The following is a 22,839-nucleotide window of genomic DNA, read 5'->3' as shown; positions in this document are numbered from 1 at the left end:
TTTAATTATAGTTTCAAATTTACGAAATGACGTTATATCTTTTCCTAGTCACCATGTTAACAAAAAAAAACCGTCAGAGATCGTCTGACGGTTTTTTTGTTGAACAGAAATTTATTATTTCAATTTCATAATTATAAATTCTGAACGTCTGTTAAGTTGATGTTGTTCTTCAGTACAATCCACACCATTAGAACATTCATTCACTAATTGATACTCTCCATAGCCTCTAGCCGTTAAGCGATTTGCCTTAATACCCTTCATAATTAGGTAAGCTCTCGTACTTTTTGCTCTACGATCACTTAATTTAATATTATAACCGTCAGTTGCACGACTATCTGTGTGTGATCTTATGTCAATAATCGAGTTAGGGTACGCATTCATGAATGCAAGGACTTTTTGTAATTCAATCTCTGCATCATACCTAATATTGTGTTTGTCAAAATCAAAATAGATCATATTAAGATCTAGTATATCATTTAAATCATCACCTACCTTAATATCAACAACCTTATCTTCTACTGCTTTTGCTACAGCAAGTGGTTGCTCTAATGTAGTAGAAACCTTAGGTGTTTGAACAAACTCTTCAGCAATAGAGAAATCTTCTTTTTGCGCTCTTATTGAATAATTCTGCCCACACTCTAGCACAAAGCTGTAAGCTGCGTCCTCACCAACTACTATAGATTTTATTTTCTTGTTGTCTTTATCAAATAGAGTTACTGTTGCAAACGGCATTAATTCACCGTTTTCTTGATTAGTAACTATCCCATTAATATCTACAACACATTTCAAATCTTTAGTTTGTTTGAAACTGTAAATATCATCTAGCCCTTTACCAGATTTCCTGTTAGAACTAAAATATCCAGTCTTTAAACTATCTTTAATAATAAAAGCAAAATCATCATATGAGCTATTGACTGGCTTACCTATGTTGATTACTTCTTTAACAGGCATTCCTTTATCATTAGTTTGCACAACATAAACATCTAAACCACCTAAACCTTGATGACCTGTTGATGAATAATAAAAATCGCCATTATCACTTATAAAAGGAAATAAATCATTACCAATTGTATTCACTGACTTCACATTAACAGGCTCACTGAATTCACCATTTTCATCGATGGTAACATACCAAATATCTGATGTCAATCTATTATTACCGTCGGTCATACTACCTGGGCGATCACTAGCAAAAAATAATCTTTTCCCATCCTTACTTAAAGCTGGATGGGCTGTTGAAAATTCATCGCTGTTAAAAGGTAGCTCTGTAATATTCTCCCATGGAGCAGAGGAGCTCACTCTTGTCGCTTTTAAAATTTTAAGTTTATTGATTTCATCAGAGCTAGTTTTATAACTACGCTTTACATAATTATTTCTAGTGAAGAACATAGTATTACCATCACTTGTAAAAACAGCATTACTCTCGTGAAATTTAGTATTAAGTGCCTTGTTTAATTTTACTTCATCGTTTAATTCTAATGTTGTCGAATCTGCATTGGCTTTATAAAGATTTAAAAACACTCTTTCATTCCATTTGTGACGTCTCTTAACTAAAGATGCGGTATCCTGAGAACTTGCATAAACGATAGTATTTGAATTTGGTAAATAAGATGTTCCAAAATCTTGAATCTCACTATTCATCTCAAGATTTTTTATCTCATATCTACCAGATTGTCTTTTAATCATTTCTAAATAATTAGGCTGATTAAGATAATTATCGAGGTATTGATCTTCCCCTTTTACATCTGCATAAAGGTCCAAAATCTTATCAGCTTTATCATAGTCTCGGATCGCTTTTAAAGTCTGGATATATTTGAAATAATAATTACGATCAATTGATTCCGCATCATACTGAAATACTTTGGCGTACCAAATATTAGCATTTGTGTAATCATTATTGTAATAATAAGTATCTCCTAATTTCTCAAAAACCTCTTTGTTTTCGTATCCATTTTTAACAATGCTTAAATACATTTTTTGAGCATCGATATAAGCAAGGTCTTTATAATCTTGATTAGATTCTTTCACCTTTTCCTTTTGTCCAAAAGTCACTCCTGACAGTAAGACAAATAGTATAAATAGTTTTTTAGTCATAATCTGTATATTTTAAAAGAATCGAGGCGTTATTATTCTATCGTAACTATTGAAAAGTTCAAACCTTACAAATAGCTCATAACTTCCATCATTGTATAAAGCATTTCCTAGCTCTGTAGTTTCTCGATCATATGCAAATCCTATCATCATTTGATCATCTGCTGTTGGTATTAAATCATTATCATCATCAGTATCTCTATAGTCTGGCTCGTCGGTACCATCCGTATTGTTCAGCTCATTGGCTGGATCATTCGTTACCGTAGCTCCACTTGGATCACTGTAACCAGTTGTATCAGCATCAAAAATATCATCCAATCCGTCATTATCAACATCATTACCGCTTGGCATTGTTTCTGCTACTCCGTCATTGTCTAAATCAAAACCTTCTATAGCGTCTATTACGCCATCATTATCACTATCATCATCTAAGTAATCTGGATCATCTGTTCCATCTGTGTTCTCTGGCGTGATTCCTTCTCCACTTCCTGGAGTCGTCTCATAGACATCATCCAATCCATTCATGTCACTATCTACACCACTAGGAACCACATACCCAGATGTTGTTTGTCCCTCAACATTGTCAGGAATACCATCATCATCACTATCTAAGTCCAAGCTATCAGGAACACCATCATTGTCCGAATCCGTACAACTATTTTTAGTTATACTAACAAAATCAATATTAGCTCCGTCGGCTGTTCTTCCGGAAGGAGGAGTTGCTTCAAATTGTAAAGTTGTTTGACTTGTTGTAGCTGTAAACGTCTGACTGAAATAAAACCAAGCTTTTGATCCAATAACACCATCAACTTCCCCTTGAGCAATAGCTGATAAATTTTGACTTAAAATAGAATTACTTGAAGAATCTAAAAGATCAACATCTAAAGTTACAATTTGACCAGTTGCGTGACCAACATCCTCACCCCAGAAAAATGACAAGGTATAAGTTGTTCCTGGCTCAGTATTAATGGTTTGAGACAAAACATTATTAACACCACCTGACAAATTATTATTCCCTAAAACATCTACATATTGGCTTCCATTATAAGCACTAGCAAAATTATTTGAAGACCAAACTGGTGATTCATCACCAACCCAACCGTCTAAATTTTGAGTATACGTCCAACCACGTAATGTGTTCGTATTAAGATTCGTGCCAATAAAAGTACCTGAGGCATCTGTATTTGTGGCGTTAGGAAACTCTGCAAGACTAGAGAAATCTTGATCTTCAAAATTACCATTTATCAATAAATTCCCACATCCTTCCTCTGTATCAATGATACCGTCATTATCATCATCAATATCTACACTATCAGGTACACCATCACCATCCGTATCTTGAAAATCAAGATAATTTGGAATCCCATCTAAATCATCATCATCATTGGTAGGGTCACCATCGTTATTAGCATCCTCACCAATACCTACTGTTGGAAGACCATCATTATCATCATCCTGATCTCTATAATCTGGTTCATCTGTACCATCCGTATTATTAAGTTCTGATCCTGGATCAGATATAGTAGGCATACCATTAGGATCGCCATAACCTGTCAAGTCATTATCAAAAGCATCATCTAGACCGTCATTATCTACATCATTTCCACTAGGAAGAGTATCAGGAACACCATCATTAGTGAAATCAAAGCCTTCAGTAGAATCGGGTACATTATCATTATCTGAATCATCATCAAGATAATCTGGAGAATCTAACGCATCCGTATTAACCGGAGTCACTCCATCACCACTACCAGGCGTTGACTCATATACGTCATCTAATCCATTTAAGTCACTATCCACACCACTAGGAACTATATAACCTGAAGTTGTTTGCCCTTCAACATTGTCTGGAATACCATCGTTGTCAGCATCTTGATCGTATTGATTAATAATACCATCATTATCAGTATCAAAACTATCAACAACACCATCTCCATTTGCATCATTAGCAGGAGTTACGTCTTGATAATTTAAAATTCCATCATTATCAGTATCACCAAATGGATCTACGCCACCATTCTCTACCGTATCTAAGATACCATCATTATCATCGTCGATATCAATAGAATCAACTATTCCATCATTATCATTATCATCACAGGCCATTGAATATCCTATTTCAAGGAAATCATATATACCATTATTATCAATATCGTTAGGTTCAGTATAACCATCAGAACCTTCTCCTGAGGTAACTAAACCATTACCATCTACGGTCTCTGGTGCTGAATTACCTAAAATGCCGTCTCTATCTGCATTCGCGAAAGCATCAATATAACCAGCCTCTAAAGTATCATTACAACCATCACCATCTGAGTCAGAATCTAGATAATCAGGTATTAGGTCTCCATCAGTATCTGGAGCATCTACGAAAGAATGTGACGGATCATTATATAAATTTATACGACATTCATCAAATCGAACGCTGTAAAAACGTTGAGAAGCTGCCGTTGTATTTTTAGTTACCCCAATAGTAAAATTAAATTGAGATACTTCTCTTTTTTGGAAGAAAACTCTATACCTATTATCTATATCAATAGGCTCGATAGGCGCACTACCAGAACCATCAGCTCTTAATTGAATTACGCCGGCTGCTAATTCTTGAGCAACTACCCTTGTAGGATTACCTATACTGTATCCTACTAGATTTTGTAAGCGATAGAATTCACGTACCGTACCGTTACCGTTACTATCAACATCTTGAATGAATCCACCAACTCTATTTACAACAGCCGCTGTAGTAGTTCCTGCATTTACAAATCTTACTTGGAAAGACATTGTTAAATCTCCAGTAGAACCATTTGCATAATTCAATACAGGTTGCCATGCCAAATTATCAGTTGCATTAGTATCTATATTATTAAGTGTAACTCCTGCACTACGTTGCGTTATTTCAATAATAGCATCAACACCAACCGTAGCAGTATTAAATCTATACTGAGCTCCAACAGAACCTGCTGTACCAGAAATCAAAGTTCCTCCAGTAAAGTCATAGGATTGTCCCGTACAATTAGCACCACCATTTTCAAAATCCGGAAAGAAGCCATAGCCTTCAGTTACATCATCTATACCGTCATTATCATCATCACGGTCTTCCTTATCTTTTATACCATCTCCATCTGCATCATCTGGAGCCGTTCTATCTCTAAAATCTACGTTACCACCTTCAGTTAAATCATTATCTGTATCTGGCAATTGTGAGGTTAAATTAATTGTCCCGTTAGGATCACCGTAACCTGTAGTTGTATCTATACTATCATCAAGACCATCACCGTCTGCGTCATTATTTGCAAGTGCAAGAGCAGCCTCAGTAGTATCATCAGTCCCTTGATTATCTGAATTAAGATCTAAATAGTCAGAATTATCTACATTATCCGTATTTACCGGCAAAATACCTTGCTCTTCACCGTAATCGTATGTGACCGGAAGACCATTGACTGTGACATCAGGAACACCATCTCCATTTGAATCCAAAGGTGCCGTATAATCCCCTGTAGATTGTGCTTCATTATTATCTGGAATACCATCGCCGTCTGAGTCTAAATCTAAATGATTAGGTATGCCATCATTATCTGAATCAAGAACCGAACAGACTCCATCAGCATTTAAGCTACAGAAATCAGAATCTTGATAGTTAAGTATACCATCACCATCAGAGTCTACCGAAGGATCACCAAGACCTTGTGACTCAACAGTATCTAAGATACCATCATTATCATCATCGATATCTAAATTATCAAAAACACCATCACCATCTGTATCAATTGGAGGCATACAGGCATCAGCAATCCCATCATTATTAACATCAGGACCATCTTCTCTAAAATCTAAGGTACCGTTACCGTCGATATCTACTGGAGTAGTAGCAGCATAAGAGGAAGCAACCACCAAACCATTTGCAGGATTTACGGTCGCAGGATCTGCACCGTATTGACCAGCATCTCCACCATCAGCATTTTGATCATTATAAGCTTCATTAGCATCTGAACATCCATCATTATCAGAATCTGTATCTAAATAGTCAGGATTATCTAAGCTATCAGAATTTGCTAATGTATAATTCACTAAACCACTATCCTCGTCACCAGTGTTTTGAACACTATCAGGAACACCATCCACACCAACTGGACCCGTCAATTGGCCATTTGCATTAACCTGATCATGACCAGCTTCTACTGCATCGTAAATTCCATCATTGTCAGAATCCAAATCCAAACTATCAATTACTCCATCACCATCACTATCCTTACAAGTGAATACCTCTGTAACAATAAAGACTTTACCATCACCACCATCACCATTAATAGACGGAGAAACAGTTATAGATTTAATCACTGAACCAGCAGTTGCAAATTGTGAAAGCGGATACAATGCAATTCCAATTTCTTGACCTATTGAGGTATTTATGCCCGTTCCAATATAATCACTAGTTAGAACATCTAAGCTACCAATCAGTACTCCATTTGCATCAAATGCTTCTAAATTAAATCCATTATTTAAATTTCTTTCAGAGACCAAAATAAAAGACTCACCAGAAACTGGTATTGGCACATCATAAGTAAGTGTATAAAAATCAGAGTTCAATACAGAACCTGTCAATTCTTGAAAGTGATTAAAATTATTACTACGGAAGGCATTTAATATTATATTGTTCCAATTAGGATTAGAAATATTATTACCAGAAGCCCCAGTACCAGAACCACTAATTCCATTAAAATTTTCAAAAACTACTTGATCACTATTAGAAGCAAAACTTTCTGCATAAGCATCAGGAACAAGAAATTGCGAGTATTGAACACCATTAATTGTAACAAAATTAAGGTCTGCATTATTCGAACCTCCGTTACCTGTAAAATCAAAAGAAGCATTCCCAGAGTTAATCGGACCAACAGTTACTGGAGTCTCAAAACACTCTACAGAATCTAGAATACCATCATTATCATCATCAAGATCTGCTTCATCAAATATTCCATCTCCATCAGAATCAGTTGAAGACTCTGTATCCCTAAAATCAACATCTCCACCTCCATTAACATCACCGTCAGCATCTGGTAAACCAGAAGTATTATTTATAGTCCCATCCGGATCTAAATAATCATCAGAAGTACTATCAACAGCATCATCAAGACCATCATTATCACTATCAGAATTAGACAAGCTAACTCCTGCTTCGACAGTATCAGTAACACCATCGCCATCACTATCTGTATCTTTATAATCAGGAACACCATCCGAATCAGTATCAACAGGAACCAATCCTGTCGTACCATTATCATATGTATTCACCAACCCATCATTATCAGAATCTGTCAAACCGCCTTGAGCAGTAAAATCCTGAGTCCCTTGAGCCTCATTATTATCAGGTATCCCATCACCATCAGAATCTAAATCGAATTGATCAATTACACCATCTCCATCAACATCATACTGATCACTAACACCATCATCATTAGCATCTACAAAGTTAGGGTTAGCTGGCCCATCATCACCAGGTCCAGTGGTAGGGTCAAAATAGTTAAATAAACCATCACCATCATCATCACCTAAAGGATCTCCACCGGATACACCAAAAAGTTCGTCAACATCTGCAATACCGTCATTATCATCATCGATATCGACACTATCATCAATTCCATCACCATCCTTATCACAAGAAGGCAATCTTAAAGAAACAGGATTAGATTCTTGAACATACCCATAAAACCAAGTATTTATTACACGATCATTACCATAATCATCACAAAGCAAAGCTGTATCAGTCCCTAAAGCACCAGGAGCAGCAGGAACATTTTGATCAGGATTAGAACCGTTCCAACCATGAGTAGGACCCAATAAAGGATCTAACAAATCCACTCTCTGATAAGAACCTACAGTAATATTATTCCCACTATTATCACTTTCATCAATACATGATCCAAAAGCTACAAGACCTGAATCATCCCAATATAAACTCTGAGTTGAAAAAGCAGGCGCAATAGCCTCAATTGACAATCCATCAACATTAAACTCTGCATCATACATTGGTAAATTAGTACGACCTCTAAAAGTAGTTACAGTCACACTGACATTCGTATTCTCAGAAACAACAACTCCATTCCCATCTACACCATCCCAGAACAAAACTTTATCACCAGGCTGCTCTTCAAACGACTCAACAACTACATCTGCAGTATTTGGTTGATATCCAGCAACACCATTTAAATCTAAAAGAATTGCTATATCACCAGCAGCATCTAATTTATAAGGTATATAATATGCTCCTGGACATCCTAATATATTACCCGTCACCACTGGAGCAGCAACAGGAGTAGGAACAAAAACATTTTGATCAGGCGAAGTAATAAATACCTTATAACCATTATTTAATCCAGGCGAGGTACTTGAAGGTCTATTAGTAGACATTCTAGAGGTAAGAAAGTCGTTAGCTGGATCAGCATCATCTTCAACCACACCAAATCTATTCATAGACAACTCATAAGCCAAAGGCCTAAAATCAGTAGCGAAATCAACCTTTACAATCACCCCATCATCAGTAAAAGCAAAAAATTCACCTTCTACCGAGGCATCCAAGCTTGGTGTTGGAACATCAGCAGTACCAGCGTTCCCATCAGCATCATCAAACAAATAAGCGATAAAACTCCATTTATCAGACCAAACCCTTCCTAAAATCGGACCAGCAATAGTTCCAACCGTAAAATCAAAATAAGGCATGAAAAAATTCAACTCATTTCCACTTGGAAAAACAAAAGGTGTAACACCACCATCGTCACTTACATAAATCTCGATATAGAAATCACCATCAGTCGATGGATCAAATATAAATGGATTGTAACCATTTGTAACACCACCAACTCCGTTAGGACCATTGAAGGCTTCAAGGTAGGTAGCAATATATCCTGAATCACCAGGCGTAGGATTAATATTATTAGCAGACCCATCATTAAATCTACCTTGCTGGACTAAAGTGTTAGATTCATCAAAAATCCTATAGTATGTAAATCGACCTATTGCCGGATTATTTAACGCCTCTAATCGTTGCAGTGAATTTAAACCAAAATAAAAGTTTTCATTTGCATTATCAACAATCGTAAACCTTATCCTATTAGAATTCGGCGCATTGAAATAAGAACCTCTAATATTATTAGTGATATAAAGAGCCGTACCATTAGTAGGCTCAACACCTGTAGCAGATGGCGTTACCTGTTTGGTTCCATCAGCATACAATAAATTACTAGAAAATAAAAGAAGTGAAAATGTAAAAAACAAAAATTTGAAAAACAAATTTTTGGAATTTTTTGGGGAGGTAAAAATGTCCATATATTGAAATACCTTGTTAAATTCATAAGGTACGACACTGTTTCTTGGGAGAATCCAGCGTGTACAGGCTGCAAAAATAAATCTATTGACACAGCTAGAGTGATTATATATATGAATTAAAAAAAGTATTCGTTTATTAACAATATTTCATCGTTAAATAGCACGTTCATTTTAAATCGTTTTGATAACAACTAAAAATAGATAGAATTAACATTAGTTAAAGCTATTAGCGGTGGTGATAAAACAAGAATAATAAAAATCAATTTAAAGCCTTTTAAACAACTTTAACACCGCGACAATGTAACGTTATATCAATTTTTTCAATAACGCATTAAAAGAGTTTTGACAAACCCTCTTATTCAGTTATCATCAATAATACTTATTGATAATACAGATTAAATAAGAAAGCCTGATGAAAACATCAGGCTTTTATTTACGCTTGTCCCGTAGGACCAAAATTTAACGGAATCGGAGGTTGTTCATAATCCTTGATATCACCATTAGCTTTTTCAAATTTTCGAACATTCTCGGCAAGAGCTTTTGCAAGTCGCTTAGCATGTTGCGGTGTTAAGACAATTCTCGATTTGACTTTACTCTTTGGATTACCAGGCATTATATTAACAAAATCTACAACAAACTCAGACATAGAATGATTTATAATAGCAAGATTACTATACTGTCCTTCCGCTATTTCTGCATCAATTTCTATATTTAATTTATTATGATCTTGTTTCTCCATCTTAATTATAATTAGGTGTTGGCTCTTCTTTAGACGCCATTAGTTTTTCAAATTCTTCCTTAGAACCTACAATTATATCATCGTAATTACGCATTCCAGTACCTGCCGGAATTCTGTGACCCACAATAACATTTTCCTTAAGACCTTCTAACGAATCAACCTTACCACTAACAGCTGCTTCATTCAATACTTTAGTCGTTTCTTGGAAAGAAGCCGCACTAATGAATGATTTAGTTTGAAGAGAAGCTCTCGTAATTCCTTGTAAAACAGGCTCTGCCGTAGCAGGAACAACGTCTCTAGCAACTACTAATCCTTTATCCTCACGACGTAATAAAGAGTTTTCATCTCTTAATTCTCTTGAAGAAATTAATTGACCTAGTTTCAGTGAATCTGAATCTCCAGCATCTTCTACTACTTTCATACCGTAAAGTTTATCATTTTCAACAATAAAATCTTCCGTATGAATCAGTTGGTTCTCTAAGAATACTCCATCACCTGGATCTACTATTCTTACTTTACGCATCATTTGACGTACAACTACCTCAAAGTGCTTATCATTTATTTTCACACCTTGCAAACGATAAACTTCCTGCACCTCATTTACGAGATACTGTTGTACAGCACTAGGACCTTTAATTGCAAGAATATCTTTAGGAGTAATTGAACCATCAGATAAAGGCATACCAGCTCTTACGTAATCATTTTCTTGTACAAGAATTTGATTAGAAAGTTTTACTAGGTACTTCTTAACTTCATCAGTCTTAGAAGTAACAATGATTTCACGATTACCTCTTTTAATCTTACCGAAGGCAACAACTCCATCAATCTCACTAACTACCGCAGGGTTAGAAGGGTTACGTGCTTCAAATAATTCTGTTACACGTGGAAGACCTCCTGTAATATCACCAGCCTTTGCAGACTTACGTGGTATTTTAACAAGAACCTTACCTACCTTAATTTTTTCCGAATCGTTCACCATTAGATGCGACCCAACAGGCAAGTTATAAGATATCTGTGTATCTCCTTTACTATCTACAATATGTAGCGTTGGAATTAACTTCTTATCTCTAGAGTCCGTAATCACTTTCTCTTCATAACCAGTTTGCTCATCCGTTTCAACTTGAAAGGTTGTTCCTTGAATAATATTTTCGAATTTAATTTTACCAGCAAACTCGGAAATAATTACTCCATTAAATGGATCCCATTTAGCAAGAACATCTCCTTTTTTAACTTTAGAACCAGCCGTAGCATATAGCTCAGAACCATAAGGAATGTTATTTGAATTAAGCAACATCTTTGTTGCAGGATGAAGCACTTTAGCTTCTGCAGTTCTGGATATCACAACATTTACCGGATTACCAGTATTATCCTCGCTCTTAACCAGTTTAAGATCCTCAATTTCTAATATACCATCATGCTTAGCAACGATAGTATTTTCTTGAGAAACGTTACCTGCAACACCACCCACGTGGAACGTACGTAATGTCAACTGAGTACCAGGCTCTCCAATAGACTGTGCAGCTATTACACCAACCGCCTCACCACGCATCACTAATTTATTAGTTGCAAGGTTACGACCATAACATTTCACACAAATACCTTTCTTAGCCTCACAAGTTAATGGTGAACGTACCTCTACAGATTCTAAATCTGAAGCTTCAATTATATCTGCAATTTCTTCTGTAATTAATTCTCCAGCCTCAACTATAACAGTTTGTGTCGCCGGGTCGATAACATCGTGAAGAGCAACTCTACCTAGCACACGTGCACTAAGTTTTTCCATTACCTCTTCATTCTTCTTAAGTGCAGAAACATCAATACCTCTCAATGTCTCACAATCCTCCACATTTACAATTACGTCTTGAGCAACATCATGTAGACGACGTGTTAGGTAACCTGCATCTGCCGTTTTAAGAGCCGTATCTGCAAGACCTTTACGTGCACCGTGAGTAGAGATAAAGTATTCAAGAATCGATAATCCTTCTTTAAAGTTAGAAAGAATTGGATTCTCAATAATTTCTCCACCACCAGAGTTAGATTTTTTAGGCTTCGCCATTAATCCACGCATACCTGTTAACTGACGAATCTGTTCTTTAGATCCACGAGCTCCAGAGTCAAGCATCATAAACACCGAGTTGAAACCTTGGTTATCTTCTCTAATGTTCTTCATCGCTAATTCAGTAAGTTCAGCATTAGTAGCTGTCCATACATCAATAACTTGATTATATCTTTCGTTTTGCGTTATAAGACCCATACCATAGTTTCCGCGTATTGCATCAACTTTAGTATTAGCTGCATCAATCATAGCTTGCTTCTCATCTGGTATCATAATATCACCTAAAGAGAATGATAATCCACCACGGAATGCAAAACCATAACCCATGTCTTTAATTTCATCAAGTAAAGCTGCTGTTCTCGGTACATCAGTTACTTTAAGAATGTCTCCTATAATATCACGTAATGCTTTTTTAGTAAGTACTTCATTGATATACCCAGCTTCATCCGGTACCGCTTGATTAAATATCACACGACCAGCTGTTGTCTCTATAACCTCCGCTTTGTAAGAACCATCTGGTTGTAGTAAGTCAATTCTACACTTAACCGGCGCATTAATATCAACACGCTTTTCATTAAATGCAATTACTAATTCTTCAGGACCATAAAAAGTTAATCCTTCACCTATAACTTTATGCTCTGACGTTGAACGACGTAGCTTAGTCATGTAGTAAAGACCCAAAACCATATCCTGAGACGGTACAGCAATAGGGCTACCATTTGCCGGATTTAATATGTTATGAGATGCAAGCATCAATAACTGACATTCTAATATAGCCTCAGGACCTAACGGTAAGTGAACAGCCATTTGATCTCCATCAAAATCGGCGTTAAATGCAGTACACACTAATGGGTGTAATTGAATCGCCTTACCTTCAATCAACTTTGGTTGGAATGCTTGAATCCCTAACCTGTGAAGTGTAGGAGCACGGTTTAGCATAACTGGATGTCCTTTAAGAACATTCTCCAAGATATCCCAAACTACTGGCTCTTTTTTGTCTATAATTTTCTTTGCAGATTTTACAGTCTTAACGATTCCACGCTCTATAAGCTTGCGTATAACGAAAGGTTTATAAAGCTCTGCAGCCATATCTTTAGGAATACCACACTCATATAATTTAAGTTCTGGTCCAACTACGATTACAGAACGAGCAGAATAATCCACACGTTTACCTAATAAGTTCTGACGGAAACGTCCTTGCTTACCTTTTAATGAATCTGATAAAGATTTAAGAGGTCTGTTTGAATCTGTTTTTACAGCACTAGACTTTCTAGTATTATCAAGAAGTGAATCTACCGCTTCTTGTAACATACGTTTCTCATTACGTAAGATTACTTCTGGAGCTTTTATCTCCATCAATCTTTTCAAACGATTGTTACGTATGATTACACGACGGTATAAATCATTTAAATCTGATGTCGCAAAACGACCACCATCAAGTGGTACTAGAGGTCTTAATTCTGGCGGTATAACCGGGATCACTTTCATGATCATCCATTCTGCCTTATTTTCTCTTAGAACGTTAGATTCCTTAAGAGCTTCTACTACTTGCAGACGCTTTAAAGCCTCAGTCTTACGTTGCTTAGATGTTTCATTATTTGCCTTATGACGTAAATCATAAGATAATCCCTCTAAATCGATACGTTGCAATAGATCGATAAGACACTCTGCACCCATCTTTGCAATAAATTTATTAGGGTCAGAATCTTCAAGATATAAATTCTCTTGAGGAAGACTATCTAAAATATTAAGATACTCTTCTTCCGTAAGAAATTCTAATTTTTGAACTGGTTCGCCTTCTTCATTCTTTGCAATACCTGGTTGAATCACTACGTAGCGTTCGTAGTAGATAATCATATCAAGCTTCTTTGAAGGAAGCCCTAAAAGATAACCAATTTTGTTAGGAAGACTACGGAAATACCAGATGTGCGCCACAGGCACAACAAGGTTTATATGTCCAATACGGTCACGACGTACTTTCTTTTCAGTCACCTCTACACCACATCGATCACATACGATTCCTTTATAACGTATGCGCTTATACTTTCCACAGGCACACTCATAATCCTTTACAGGACCGAAAATGCGCTCACAAAAAAGTCCGTCACGCTCAGGTTTGTGCGTACGGTAATTAATCGTCTCAGGTTTCAAAACCTCACCTTTAGACTCTGCGAGAATAGATTCTGGTGATGCGAGACCGATTGAAATTTTTGAAAATTTCTTCTGGGTTGGGGCGTCTTTATATCTAGCCATAATTATGGTACTATTTTTAGTTAAAGCTGGTGAGAGTTATGATTACGCTTTCGCGAAAGCGTAATCATAAAAACCACCGTTAAAAAATTAATCCTCAAGTCTTAAATCTAATCCTAGACCTTTCAACTCGTGCATTAATACATTAAATGATTCTGGAAGACCAGGTTCTGGCATAGGCTCACCTTTTACAATTGCCTCATAAGTCTTAGCACGTCCTATAACGTCATCAGACTTAACTGTCAAGATTTCACGTAGAGTACTAGATGCTCCATAAGCCTCGAGTGCCCATACTTCCATCTCTCCAAAACGTTGACCTCCAAACTGTGCTTTACCACCAAGTGGTTGCTGTGTAATCAATGAATATGGTCCGATAGAACGCGCGTGCATCTTATCATCTACCATGTGTCCTAGTTTCAACATATAAATCACACCTACTGTTGCAGGTTGATCAAATCTATCTCCAGTACCACCATCATATAAGTATGTATGACCGAAACGTGGTATACCTGCTTCATCAGTGTAAGCATTAATCTGATCTAAGGTTGCTCCATCAAAAATAGGAGTAGCAAAAGTTTTACCTAACTTCTGTCCAGCCCACCCTAAAACGGTTTCATAAATCTGACCAATATTCATACGAGAAGGTACCCCAAGTGGATTCAATACGATATCCACAGGTGTTCCATCTTCAAGGAAAGGCATATCCTCTTGACGTACTATACGTGCAACAATACCTTTGTTACCGTGACGACCTGCCATTTTATCTCCTACTTTTAGTTTACGCTTTTTAGCGATATACACTTTAGCAAGCTTGATAATTCCTGCAGGAAGTTCATCTCCTACAGAGATGGTAAACTTCTCACGACGTAATGATCCTTGAAGATCATTTTCTTTAATTTTATAATTGTGAAGTAAATCAGCAATCATCTCATTAGTATCTTTACTTGTAGTCCAAGTACCTGAAACTAAGTGAGTATAATCATCAACTGAATGCAACATCTTAAGTGTATACTTTTTACCTTTAGGAAGAACTTCCTCTCCTAAATCGTTAAATACACCTTGCGAAGTTTTACCACTTACAATTTCGAATAATTTTTCAATTAAACGCTCTTGAAGATTATCAAATTTAGATTGGTAAGCCTGCTCTAATTTTGCAATATCTTCTTTATCCTGAGCTCTTTTTCTCTTATCCTTTACGGCTCTAGAGAATAACTTCTTGTCTATAACAACACCACGTAATGAAGGTGAAGCTTTAAGTGATGCATCTTTTACATCACCTGCTTTATCTCCAAAAATAGCGCGTAGTAGTTTCTCCTCTGGTGTAGGATCCGATTCTCCTTTAGGAGTGATTTTACCTATCAAAATATCACCAGGTTTAACCTCTGCACCGATACGAATCATACCTTGCTCATCAAGATCTGCCGTTGCTTCTTCAGAAACATTTGGAATATCTGGCGTGAGCTCTTCATTACCTAACTTAGTATCTCTAACATCTAAAGAATACTCGTCAACGTGTATAGAAGTAAAAATATCTTCACGAACTACTTTCTCGGAAATTACAATTGCATCTTCAAAGTTATAACCCTTCCAAGGCATAAACGCCACTTTCATATTGCGTCCTAAAGCTAGTTCTCCAGCCTCTGTAGCATATCCTTGACATAAAACCTGACCTCTATTAACTCTATCACCTTTTTTAACAATAGGTTTTAGTGTTATACTGGTTCCTTGATTCGTTTTACGGAATTTAATAAGATTATAAGTTGTTTCCTCTGGCTCAAAGCTAATTGCTTTTTCACGATCTGTTCTATCATATTTAATACTGATGTGTTGAGCATCAACATAGGTTACTTCACCATCTCCTTCTGCATTGATAAGAACTCGAGAATCCGTTGCAACCTGTCTCTCTAAACCGGTACCTACTATAGGTGCATCCACTCTTAAAAGTGGTACAGCCTGACGCATCATGTTTGATCCCATCAAAGCACGGTTTGCATCATCATGTTCTAAGAAAGGAATTAAAGAAGCTGAAATAGAAGCTATTTGGTTAGGTGCAACATCAGCATAAACAACCTCTGTCGGGTCTACTACTGGGAAGTCACCTTCCATACGAGCAATTACCTTATCCTGATCTATTTTACCCTTACCATCTAACGGTAAGTTCGCTTGTGCAATATGCATTCCTTCTTCTTCCTCAGCACTTAAATAAGTAGGCTCCTCTTCAAGGTTTACTACTCCATCTTTAACTGAGCGATATGGTGTCTCAATGAATCCCATACTATTCACTTTAGCAAACACAGCTAAAGATGAAATCAGTCCGATATTTGGACCTTCAGGAGTTTCAATAGGACATAATCTACCATAGTGAGTATAGTGAACATCACGAACCTCAAATCCAGCTCTCTCTCTCGAAAGACCACCAGGCCCAAGTGCAGACAACCTACGCTTGTGCGTGATTTCAGCAAGTGGATTAGTTTGATCCATAAATTGAGATAACTGATTTGTCCCAAAGAAAGAATTAATTACAGAAGATAATGTCTTCGCATTAATCAAATCGATAGGAGTAAATACTTCGTTATCTCGAACATTCATGCGCTCACGAATTGTTCTAGCCATACGCGCTAGCCCAACACCAAATTGTTGTGAAAGTTGTTCACCAACAGTTCTAACACGACGATTTGATAAGTGATCAATATCATCAATCTCTGCTTTAGAGTTAATTAACTCAATAAGATATTTGATAATGGTAATGATATCTTCTTTGGTAAGCACTTGCTTATCCATCGCAATATCAAGACCTAATTTCTTGTTCATTCTATAACGACCAACTTCACCTAAGTTGTAACGTTGATCAGAAAAGAACAATTTATCTATAATACCACGAGCTGTTTCCTCATCAGGCGGCTCAGCATTACGTAGTTGTCTATATATATGTTCTACAGCCTCTTTTTCAGAATTTGTAGGATCCTTTTGTAAAGTATTATGAATAATTGCGTAATCTGCAGACTGATTATCTTCCTTATGAAGTAAAATAGTTTTTGCCTGAGACTCCATAATCTCATCGATATGCTCCTTATCTAAAACCGTATCACGATCAAGAACAATCTCATTACGCTCAATAGAAACAACCTCACCAGTATCTTCATCAACAAAATCTTCATGCCATGTTCTTAAAACACGAGCAGCTAATTTACGGCCAAGATATTTTTTTAAACCAGTCTTTGAAGCCTTAACTTCTTCTGCAAGATCAAAAATACCTAGGATATCTTTATCTCTTTCGAAACCAATTGCACGGAAAAGGGTTGTTACGGGTAATTTCTTTTTACGATCGATATAAGCATACATAACGCTATTAATATCAGTCGCAAACTCAATCCATGAACCTTTGAAAGGAATAACACGAGCTGAGTAAAGTTTAGTTCCATTTGCATGGAAAGATTGACCAAAGAAAACTCCAGGAGAACGGTGTAGTTGAGAAACTACTACTCGTTCAGCACCATTAATAACAAATGTTCCAGAAGGAGTCATGTAAGGAATGGTCCCTAGATAAACGTCCTGAACAATCGTTTCAAAGTCTTCATGCTCTGGGTCAGTACAGTATAATTTAAGACGTGACTTTAAAGGCACGCTATAAGTTAAACCTCTTTCAATACACTCTTGAATGGAGTATCTAGGAGGATCTACGAAGTAATCAAGAAACTCCAATACAAATTGATTGCGAGTATCTGTAATTGGAAAGTTTTCCATGAAGGTGTTATAAAGACCTTCTACTTCTCTTTTATCGGATTTCGTTTCTAATTGAAAGAAATCTTGAAAAGATTTAATTTGGATATCTAGCAGATCAGGATAATCTGCTTTAGTTGTTACCGTCGAAAAATTAATTCTCTCTGTGTTTGTTGCCAGCATCAATGCACGGTATTAAAGGTTAAAAAAAGCGTTATCGATGACGTCTCATCTTTATACGCAAAATGGTCTAAACCTGTGAGCCTTGCTCACAGGTTTAAACCGATAATGTTTAGTTAAGAAGAATTACTTCAACTCAACCTCAGCACCAGCTTCTTCAAGCTGAGCTTTAAGTGCTTCTGCCTCATCTTTAGATACACCTTCCTTAATTGGAGATGGCGCATTATCAACTAGGTCTTTTGCATCTTTAAGTCCAGCACCTGTAAGTTCTTTTACAAGTTTAACAACTGCTAACTTAGCACCACCTGGAGCCTTAAGGATAACATCAAATTCAGTTTGCTCATCAGCTGCAGCGTCTCCACCACCAGCTGGTCCAGCCATAGCTACAGCAGCAGCTGCAGGCTCAATACCATACTCTTCTTTAAGAATGGTTGCTAGTTCATTTACTTCTTTAACAGTTAAGTTAACTAACTGCTCAGCGAAATCTTTTAAATCTGCCATTTTTCTATCGTTTAATAAAATTTATAAATAATTGTTTGCGTACTCGTTAATACTATCTTTCTGATAGTGTCTTAATTAAACCTGCAATTGTACTACCACCTGATTTAAGTGCAGATACAACATTCTTAGCAGGTGATTGAAGAAGGCCAATAACCTCACCAATCATTTCTTCCTTAGATTTGATATTACTTAACTCATCAAATCTATCTCCTACATAAATAGCTTCCTCAATATAAGCTCCTTTAAGAATAGGTTTATCTGATTTCTTTCTAAACGTTTGAATAACTTTTGCCGGAGCATTAGCTACCTCAGAAATCATTATTGAAGTGTTCCCCTTTAACAATTCCGGTAATTCACCGAAATCTTTATCTGAAGCCTCCATTGCTTTTGAAAGCAAGGTGTTTTTAACTACAGAAAGAGAAACATTTGCTTTAAAACAAGCTCTTCTCAAATTAGATGTATCCGAAGCATTTAAACCAGAAATATCTGCTAAATAGATTGTTGAACTAGTACCTAACGTAGCAGTCAAATCTTGAATAACATTTGCTTTTTCTTCTCTTGTCATGATCTAGATTTTTTAGTCGTCTGCAAAACGTTTAGCGTCAATAGCAATTCCAGGACTCATAGTACTAGACATGAATATACTTTTGATGTATACACCTTTTGACGTTGTTGGTTTCAGTTTAACTAACGTATTAATTAATTCTTTTGCATTACCAGCAATTTTATCAGCATCAAACGACGCCTTACCAATTGCAGCATGTATAATACCTGTCTTATCAACCTTAAAGTCGATTTTACCAGCTTTAACATCTGAGACAGCTTTTGCTACATCCATAGTAACTGTTCCAGTTTTAGGATTAGGCATAAGACCTCTTGGTCCTAAAACACGACCCAAAGGTCCTAGTTTACCCATAACGCTAGGCATAGTGATAATAACATCAACATCTGTCCAACCTCCTTTAATTTTATCTAAATATTCATCAAGACCTACAAAGTCAGCTCCAGCAGCAGTAGCTTCCGCTTCTTTATCCGGAGTAACTAATGCTAGTACTTTAACATCCTTTCCTGTACCATGAGGTAACGTTACCACACCTCTAACCATCTGATTAGCTTTACGTGGATCAACATTAAGTCTCACAGCAAGATCTACAGAAGCATCAAACTTTACAGTTGAAACTTCTTTTACCAATTTAGAAGCATCAGCCAACGAGTACATCTCAGAACTGTCGATTTTTGAATGAGCTTCTTTTTGCTTTTTAGTTAATTTTGCCATTGTTACCTTTTTTTAAGCTGGAGATTCCCCACCTTTAACGTTAACACCCATTGATCTAGCAGTACCCGCAACCATTCTCATAGCGCTATCTACTGTAAATGCATTCAGGTCAGGCATTTTATCCTCTGCAATCAATCTTACTTGATCCCAGCTGATAGTTGCTACCTTTTTACGATTTGGTTCTCCACTACCACCTTTAAGTTTTGCTGCTTCTAGGATTTGAACTGCTGCTGGAGGCGTTTTAATAACAAAGTCAAAAGACTTGTCCTTATAAACAGTGATTGCTACTGGTAATACTTTACCAGGCTTATCTTGAGTTCTAGCATTAAATTGCTTACAGAACTCCATGATATTCACACCAGCCGCACCTAATGCAGGTCCTACAGGAGGAGATGGATTTGCCGCACCACCTCTAACTTGTAACTTTACAACCTTAGATACTTCTTTAGCCATTTTTAAAAAATTTCAATTTATACAATTATCAAAAAGTGGAAGCCTTTTGATAATCTAAAACGCAACATTTATATTTTCTCTACTTGCATATAGCTTAGTTCTAATGGTGTTTTTCTTCCGAAAATCTTAACCATAACTTCTAACTTACGCTTTTCTTCATTCACTTTTTCAATCGTACCATTAAAACCATTGAAAGGACCATCTACAACCTTAACGGTTTCACCCATTTTAAACGGAATCGATATATTGTCCACTTGTTCAGCAAGCTCATCGACTTTACCTAACATCCTATTAACCTCACTCTTTCTCAACGGCACAGGCTCTCCACCCTTAGTTTCACCCAAGAAACCTATCACACCATTAACGGATTTAATAATATGAGGAACCTCACCTTCAAGCCTAGCCTGAATCATAATATAACCAGGAAAGTAAACCTTTTCCTTATTTATCTTCTTACCGTTACGAATCTGTACAACTTTCTCAGTAGGAACTAAGATTTGCTTCAAATAATCTTGTAAGTTATGATGAGCAATTTCCGACTCTATATAATCTTTTATTTTATTTTCTTGACCACTAACCGATCTAACCACATACCAATGCATCACTTCATTACTATCAACTGCCATAACGTGGTTTTTAACTATTCTTAATCCAAGAGAAATAATTAGTAATCACTTTACTGAACACTGAGTCAATACCCCAAATAATCAGAGCAAACACTATTGAAAAAACAGCAACCGTAACAGTTAATTTCTGAGCTTCTGACCACGTCGGCCATGAAACATGATTTGTCAATTCGCTATACGACTCTTTTACGTAACTTACTAATCCCATAAATATAGAACTCTATTATAAAATCTCTAAAAGATTTCAGTTATTAATTTCGAGTACAAACTCGATAATGCACGGGTTGAGAGGCTCGAACTCCCGACACCTGGTTTTGGAGACCAGTGCTCTACCAACTGAGCTAAACCCGTATTTGTTAAAAAATAATTCTAACAAAGGGAAAGTATCCTATCTAAAAAAGATAGGATACTTAAATATTAAAATCAGATAATTAATCTAGTATCTCAGTAACCTGACCAGCACCTACTGTTCTACCACCTTCACGGATAGCGAAACGTAAACCTAAGTTTAACGCAATAGGTTGAATCAAATCAACTGTAATTGTCAAGTTATCACCAGGCATAACCATTTCAACACCTGAAGGTAAAGCAATATTACCAGTTACATCAGTTGTTCTTACATAGAACTGCGGACGATAGTTATTATGGAAAGGCGTGTGACGACCACCTTCTTCTTTCTTAAGGATGTAAACCTCAGCTTTAAATTTAGCATGCGGAGTAACAGAACCAGGCTTAACAATAACCATACCTCTTGAAATCTGTGACTTCTCAATACCTCTTAACAAGATACCTGCATTATCACCAGCCTCACCTCTATCAAGGATTTGACGAAACATTTCAATACCAGTAATAGTAGATGTCAACTTTTCAGCTCCCATACCGATTATCTCAACAGGATCTCCAGTATTACCAACCCCAGTCTCAATACGACCAGTCGCTACAGTACCACGTCCAGTGATAGAGAAAACATCTTCAATCGGCATTAAGAAAGGCTTATCCATATCACGAACAGGCTCTTCAATCCAAGCATCAACAGCTTCCATTAATTCAAGAACTGTATTCACCCATTTTTCCTCACCATTAAGCGCACCAAGTGCAGAACCTGAAACAACAGGACCATTATCACCATCATACTCATAGAAAGATAATAAATCACGAACTTCCATATCCACTAGCTCAAGTAGCTCTTCATCATCTACCATATCCACTTTATTAAGGAATACAACAATACGAGGAATACCAACCTGACGACCTAACAAGATGTGCTCACGAGTTTGAGGCATAGGACCATCAGTTGCAGCAACAACAAGAATAGCACCATCCATTTGCGCCGCACCAGTAACCATGTTTTTCACATAATCGGCGTGACCAGGACAATCTACGTGTGCATAGTGTCTGTTTTGAGTTTGATACTCTACGTGTGAAGAGTTAATAGTAATTCCACGCTCTTTTTCTTCAGGAGCATTGTCAATTTGTTCAAAATTTACCGCATTAGAGAAACCAGCATCAGCAAGAACTTTTGTAATTGCAGCAGTAAGTGTAGTTTTACCGTGGTCAACGTGACCAATTGTTCCTACATTTAGGTGGGGTTTCGAACGATCGTACGTTTCTTTAGCCATAATTTATAATC

The 22,839-nt window shown here is 36.7% G+C and carries 12 protein-coding genes and 1 tRNA gene; all 13 read right to left on the bottom strand.

The window, feature by feature from the left end:
• Nucleotides 1–114 precede the first annotated feature (114 nt).
• The 13 genes from ACJJVI_RS08245 to tuf all read right to left on the bottom strand — a co-directional run bounded on the left by ACJJVI_RS08245 (nucleotide 115) and on the right by tuf (nucleotide 22,828).
• Nucleotides 115–2,094 (bottom strand): OmpA family protein, encoded by a 1,980-nt coding sequence (locus ACJJVI_RS08245; RefSeq protein WP_348021760.1) that lies wholly within the window; start codon nucleotides 2,092–2,094, stop codon nucleotides 115–117.
• A 12-nt stretch (nucleotides 2,095–2,106) separates the two neighbouring features.
• Nucleotides 2,107–9,357 carry a carbohydrate binding domain-containing protein gene (locus ACJJVI_RS08240; protein ID WP_405351393.1) on the bottom strand — a complete coding sequence of 2,417 codons (7,251 nt, stop codon included), beginning with the start codon at nucleotides 9,355–9,357 and terminating at the stop codon, nucleotides 2,107–2,109.
• A 484-nt stretch (nucleotides 9,358–9,841) separates the two neighbouring features.
• Nucleotides 9,842–10,147 (bottom strand): DUF3467 domain-containing protein, encoded by a 306-nt coding sequence (locus ACJJVI_RS08235; RefSeq protein WP_036582216.1) that lies wholly within the window; start codon nucleotides 10,145–10,147, stop codon nucleotides 9,842–9,844.
• 1 nt (nucleotide 10,148) lies between these two features.
• Nucleotides 10,149–14,456 (bottom strand): DNA-directed RNA polymerase subunit beta', encoded by a 4,308-nt coding sequence (rpoC, locus tag ACJJVI_RS08230; RefSeq protein WP_405351391.1) that lies wholly within the window; start codon nucleotides 14,454–14,456, stop codon nucleotides 10,149–10,151.
• A gap of 87 nt (nucleotides 14,457–14,543) precedes the next feature.
• Complete coding sequence (gene rpoB, locus ACJJVI_RS08225) at nucleotides 14,544–18,356, bottom strand: DNA-directed RNA polymerase subunit beta (protein ID WP_317290804.1); 3,813 nt, start codon at nucleotides 18,354–18,356, stop codon at nucleotides 14,544–14,546.
• A gap of 123 nt (nucleotides 18,357–18,479) precedes the next feature.
• Nucleotides 18,480–18,854: a 50S ribosomal protein L7/L12 gene (rplL, locus tag ACJJVI_RS08220; protein ID WP_036582224.1), complete on the bottom strand. Its 375-nt coding sequence runs from the start codon at nucleotides 18,852–18,854 to the stop codon at nucleotides 18,480–18,482.
• Between the two features lie 52 nt (nucleotides 18,855–18,906).
• Entirely contained in the window at nucleotides 18,907–19,419 is a 513-nt protein-coding gene (gene rplJ / locus ACJJVI_RS08215) for a 50S ribosomal protein L10 (protein WP_036582227.1), read from the bottom strand.
• Nucleotides 19,420–19,431: 12 nt separating this feature from the next.
• Complete coding sequence (gene rplA / locus ACJJVI_RS08210; protein ID WP_036582230.1) at nucleotides 19,432–20,130, bottom strand: 50S ribosomal protein L1; 699 nt, start codon at nucleotides 20,128–20,130, stop codon at nucleotides 19,432–19,434.
• A 12-nt stretch (nucleotides 20,131–20,142) separates the two neighbouring features.
• The gene (gene rplK / locus ACJJVI_RS08205; protein WP_036582232.1) at nucleotides 20,143–20,583 is read right to left on the bottom strand and encodes a 50S ribosomal protein L11; all 441 of its coding nucleotides are present in this window, start codon (nucleotides 20,581–20,583) and stop codon (nucleotides 20,143–20,145) included.
• Nucleotides 20,584–20,651: 68 nt separating this feature from the next.
• Nucleotides 20,652–21,209: a transcription termination/antitermination protein NusG gene (gene nusG / locus ACJJVI_RS08200; RefSeq protein WP_036582235.1), complete on the bottom strand. Its 558-nt coding sequence runs from the start codon at nucleotides 21,207–21,209 to the stop codon at nucleotides 20,652–20,654.
• 10 nt (nucleotides 21,210–21,219) lie between these two features.
• The gene (gene secE / locus ACJJVI_RS08195) at nucleotides 21,220–21,417 is read right to left on the bottom strand and encodes a preprotein translocase subunit SecE (protein WP_036582238.1); all 198 of its coding nucleotides are present in this window, start codon (nucleotides 21,415–21,417) and stop codon (nucleotides 21,220–21,222) included.
• Nucleotides 21,418–21,487: 70 nt separating this feature from the next.
• A tRNA-Trp gene (locus ACJJVI_RS08190) sits at nucleotides 21,488–21,560 on the bottom strand.
• A gap of 80 nt (nucleotides 21,561–21,640) precedes the next feature.
• Nucleotides 21,641–22,828, bottom strand: a complete 1,188-nt coding sequence (tuf, locus tag ACJJVI_RS08185; protein ID WP_036582240.1) for an elongation factor Tu — start codon at nucleotides 22,826–22,828, stop codon at nucleotides 21,641–21,643.
• Nucleotides 22,829–22,839: the final 11 nt, after the last annotated feature.

This window comes from Nonlabens sp. Asnod3-H03, from assembly GCF_045063665.1.
Taxonomy (GTDB): Bacteria; Bacteroidota; Bacteroidia; order Flavobacteriales; family Flavobacteriaceae; genus Nonlabens; species Nonlabens ulvanivorans.
The sequence above is the reverse complement of the archived record's forward strand: the minus strand, read 5'-3'. Positions and strand labels throughout refer to the sequence as shown.

Coding starts and splice junctions, on each gene's coding strand:
- ACJJVI_RS08245 (WP_348021760.1), bottom strand. CDS start 2,094: ATGACTAAAAAACTATTTATACTATTTGTCTTACTGTCAGGAGTGACT.
- ACJJVI_RS08235 (WP_036582216.1), bottom strand. CDS start 10,147: ATGGAGAAACAAGATCATAATAAATTAAATATAGAAATTGATGCAGAA.
- rpoC (WP_405351391.1), bottom strand. CDS start 14,456: ATGGCTAGATATAAAGACGCCCCAACCCAGAAGAAATTTTCAAAAATT.
- rpoB (WP_317290804.1), bottom strand. CDS start 18,356: ATGCTGGCAACAAACACAGAGAGAATTAATTTTTCGACGGTAACAACT.
- rplL (WP_036582224.1), bottom strand. CDS start 18,854: ATGGCAGATTTAAAAGATTTCGCTGAGCAGTTAGTTAACTTAACTGTT.
- rplJ (WP_036582227.1), bottom strand. CDS start 19,419: ATGACAAGAGAAGAAAAAGCAAATGTTATTCAAGATTTGACTGCTACG.
- rplA (WP_036582230.1), bottom strand. CDS start 20,130: ATGGCAAAATTAACTAAAAAGCAAAAAGAAGCTCATTCAAAAATCGAC.
- rplK (WP_036582232.1), bottom strand. CDS start 20,583: ATGGCTAAAGAAGTATCTAAGGTTGTAAAGTTACAAGTTAGAGGTGGT.
- nusG (WP_036582235.1), bottom strand. CDS start 21,209: ATGGCAGTTGATAGTAATGAAGTGATGCATTGGTATGTGGTTAGATCG.
- secE (WP_036582238.1), bottom strand. CDS start 21,417: ATGGGATTAGTAAGTTACGTAAAAGAGTCGTATAGCGAATTGACAAAT.
- tuf (WP_036582240.1), bottom strand. CDS start 22,828: ATGGCTAAAGAAACGTACGATCGTTCGAAACCCCACCTAAATGTAGGA.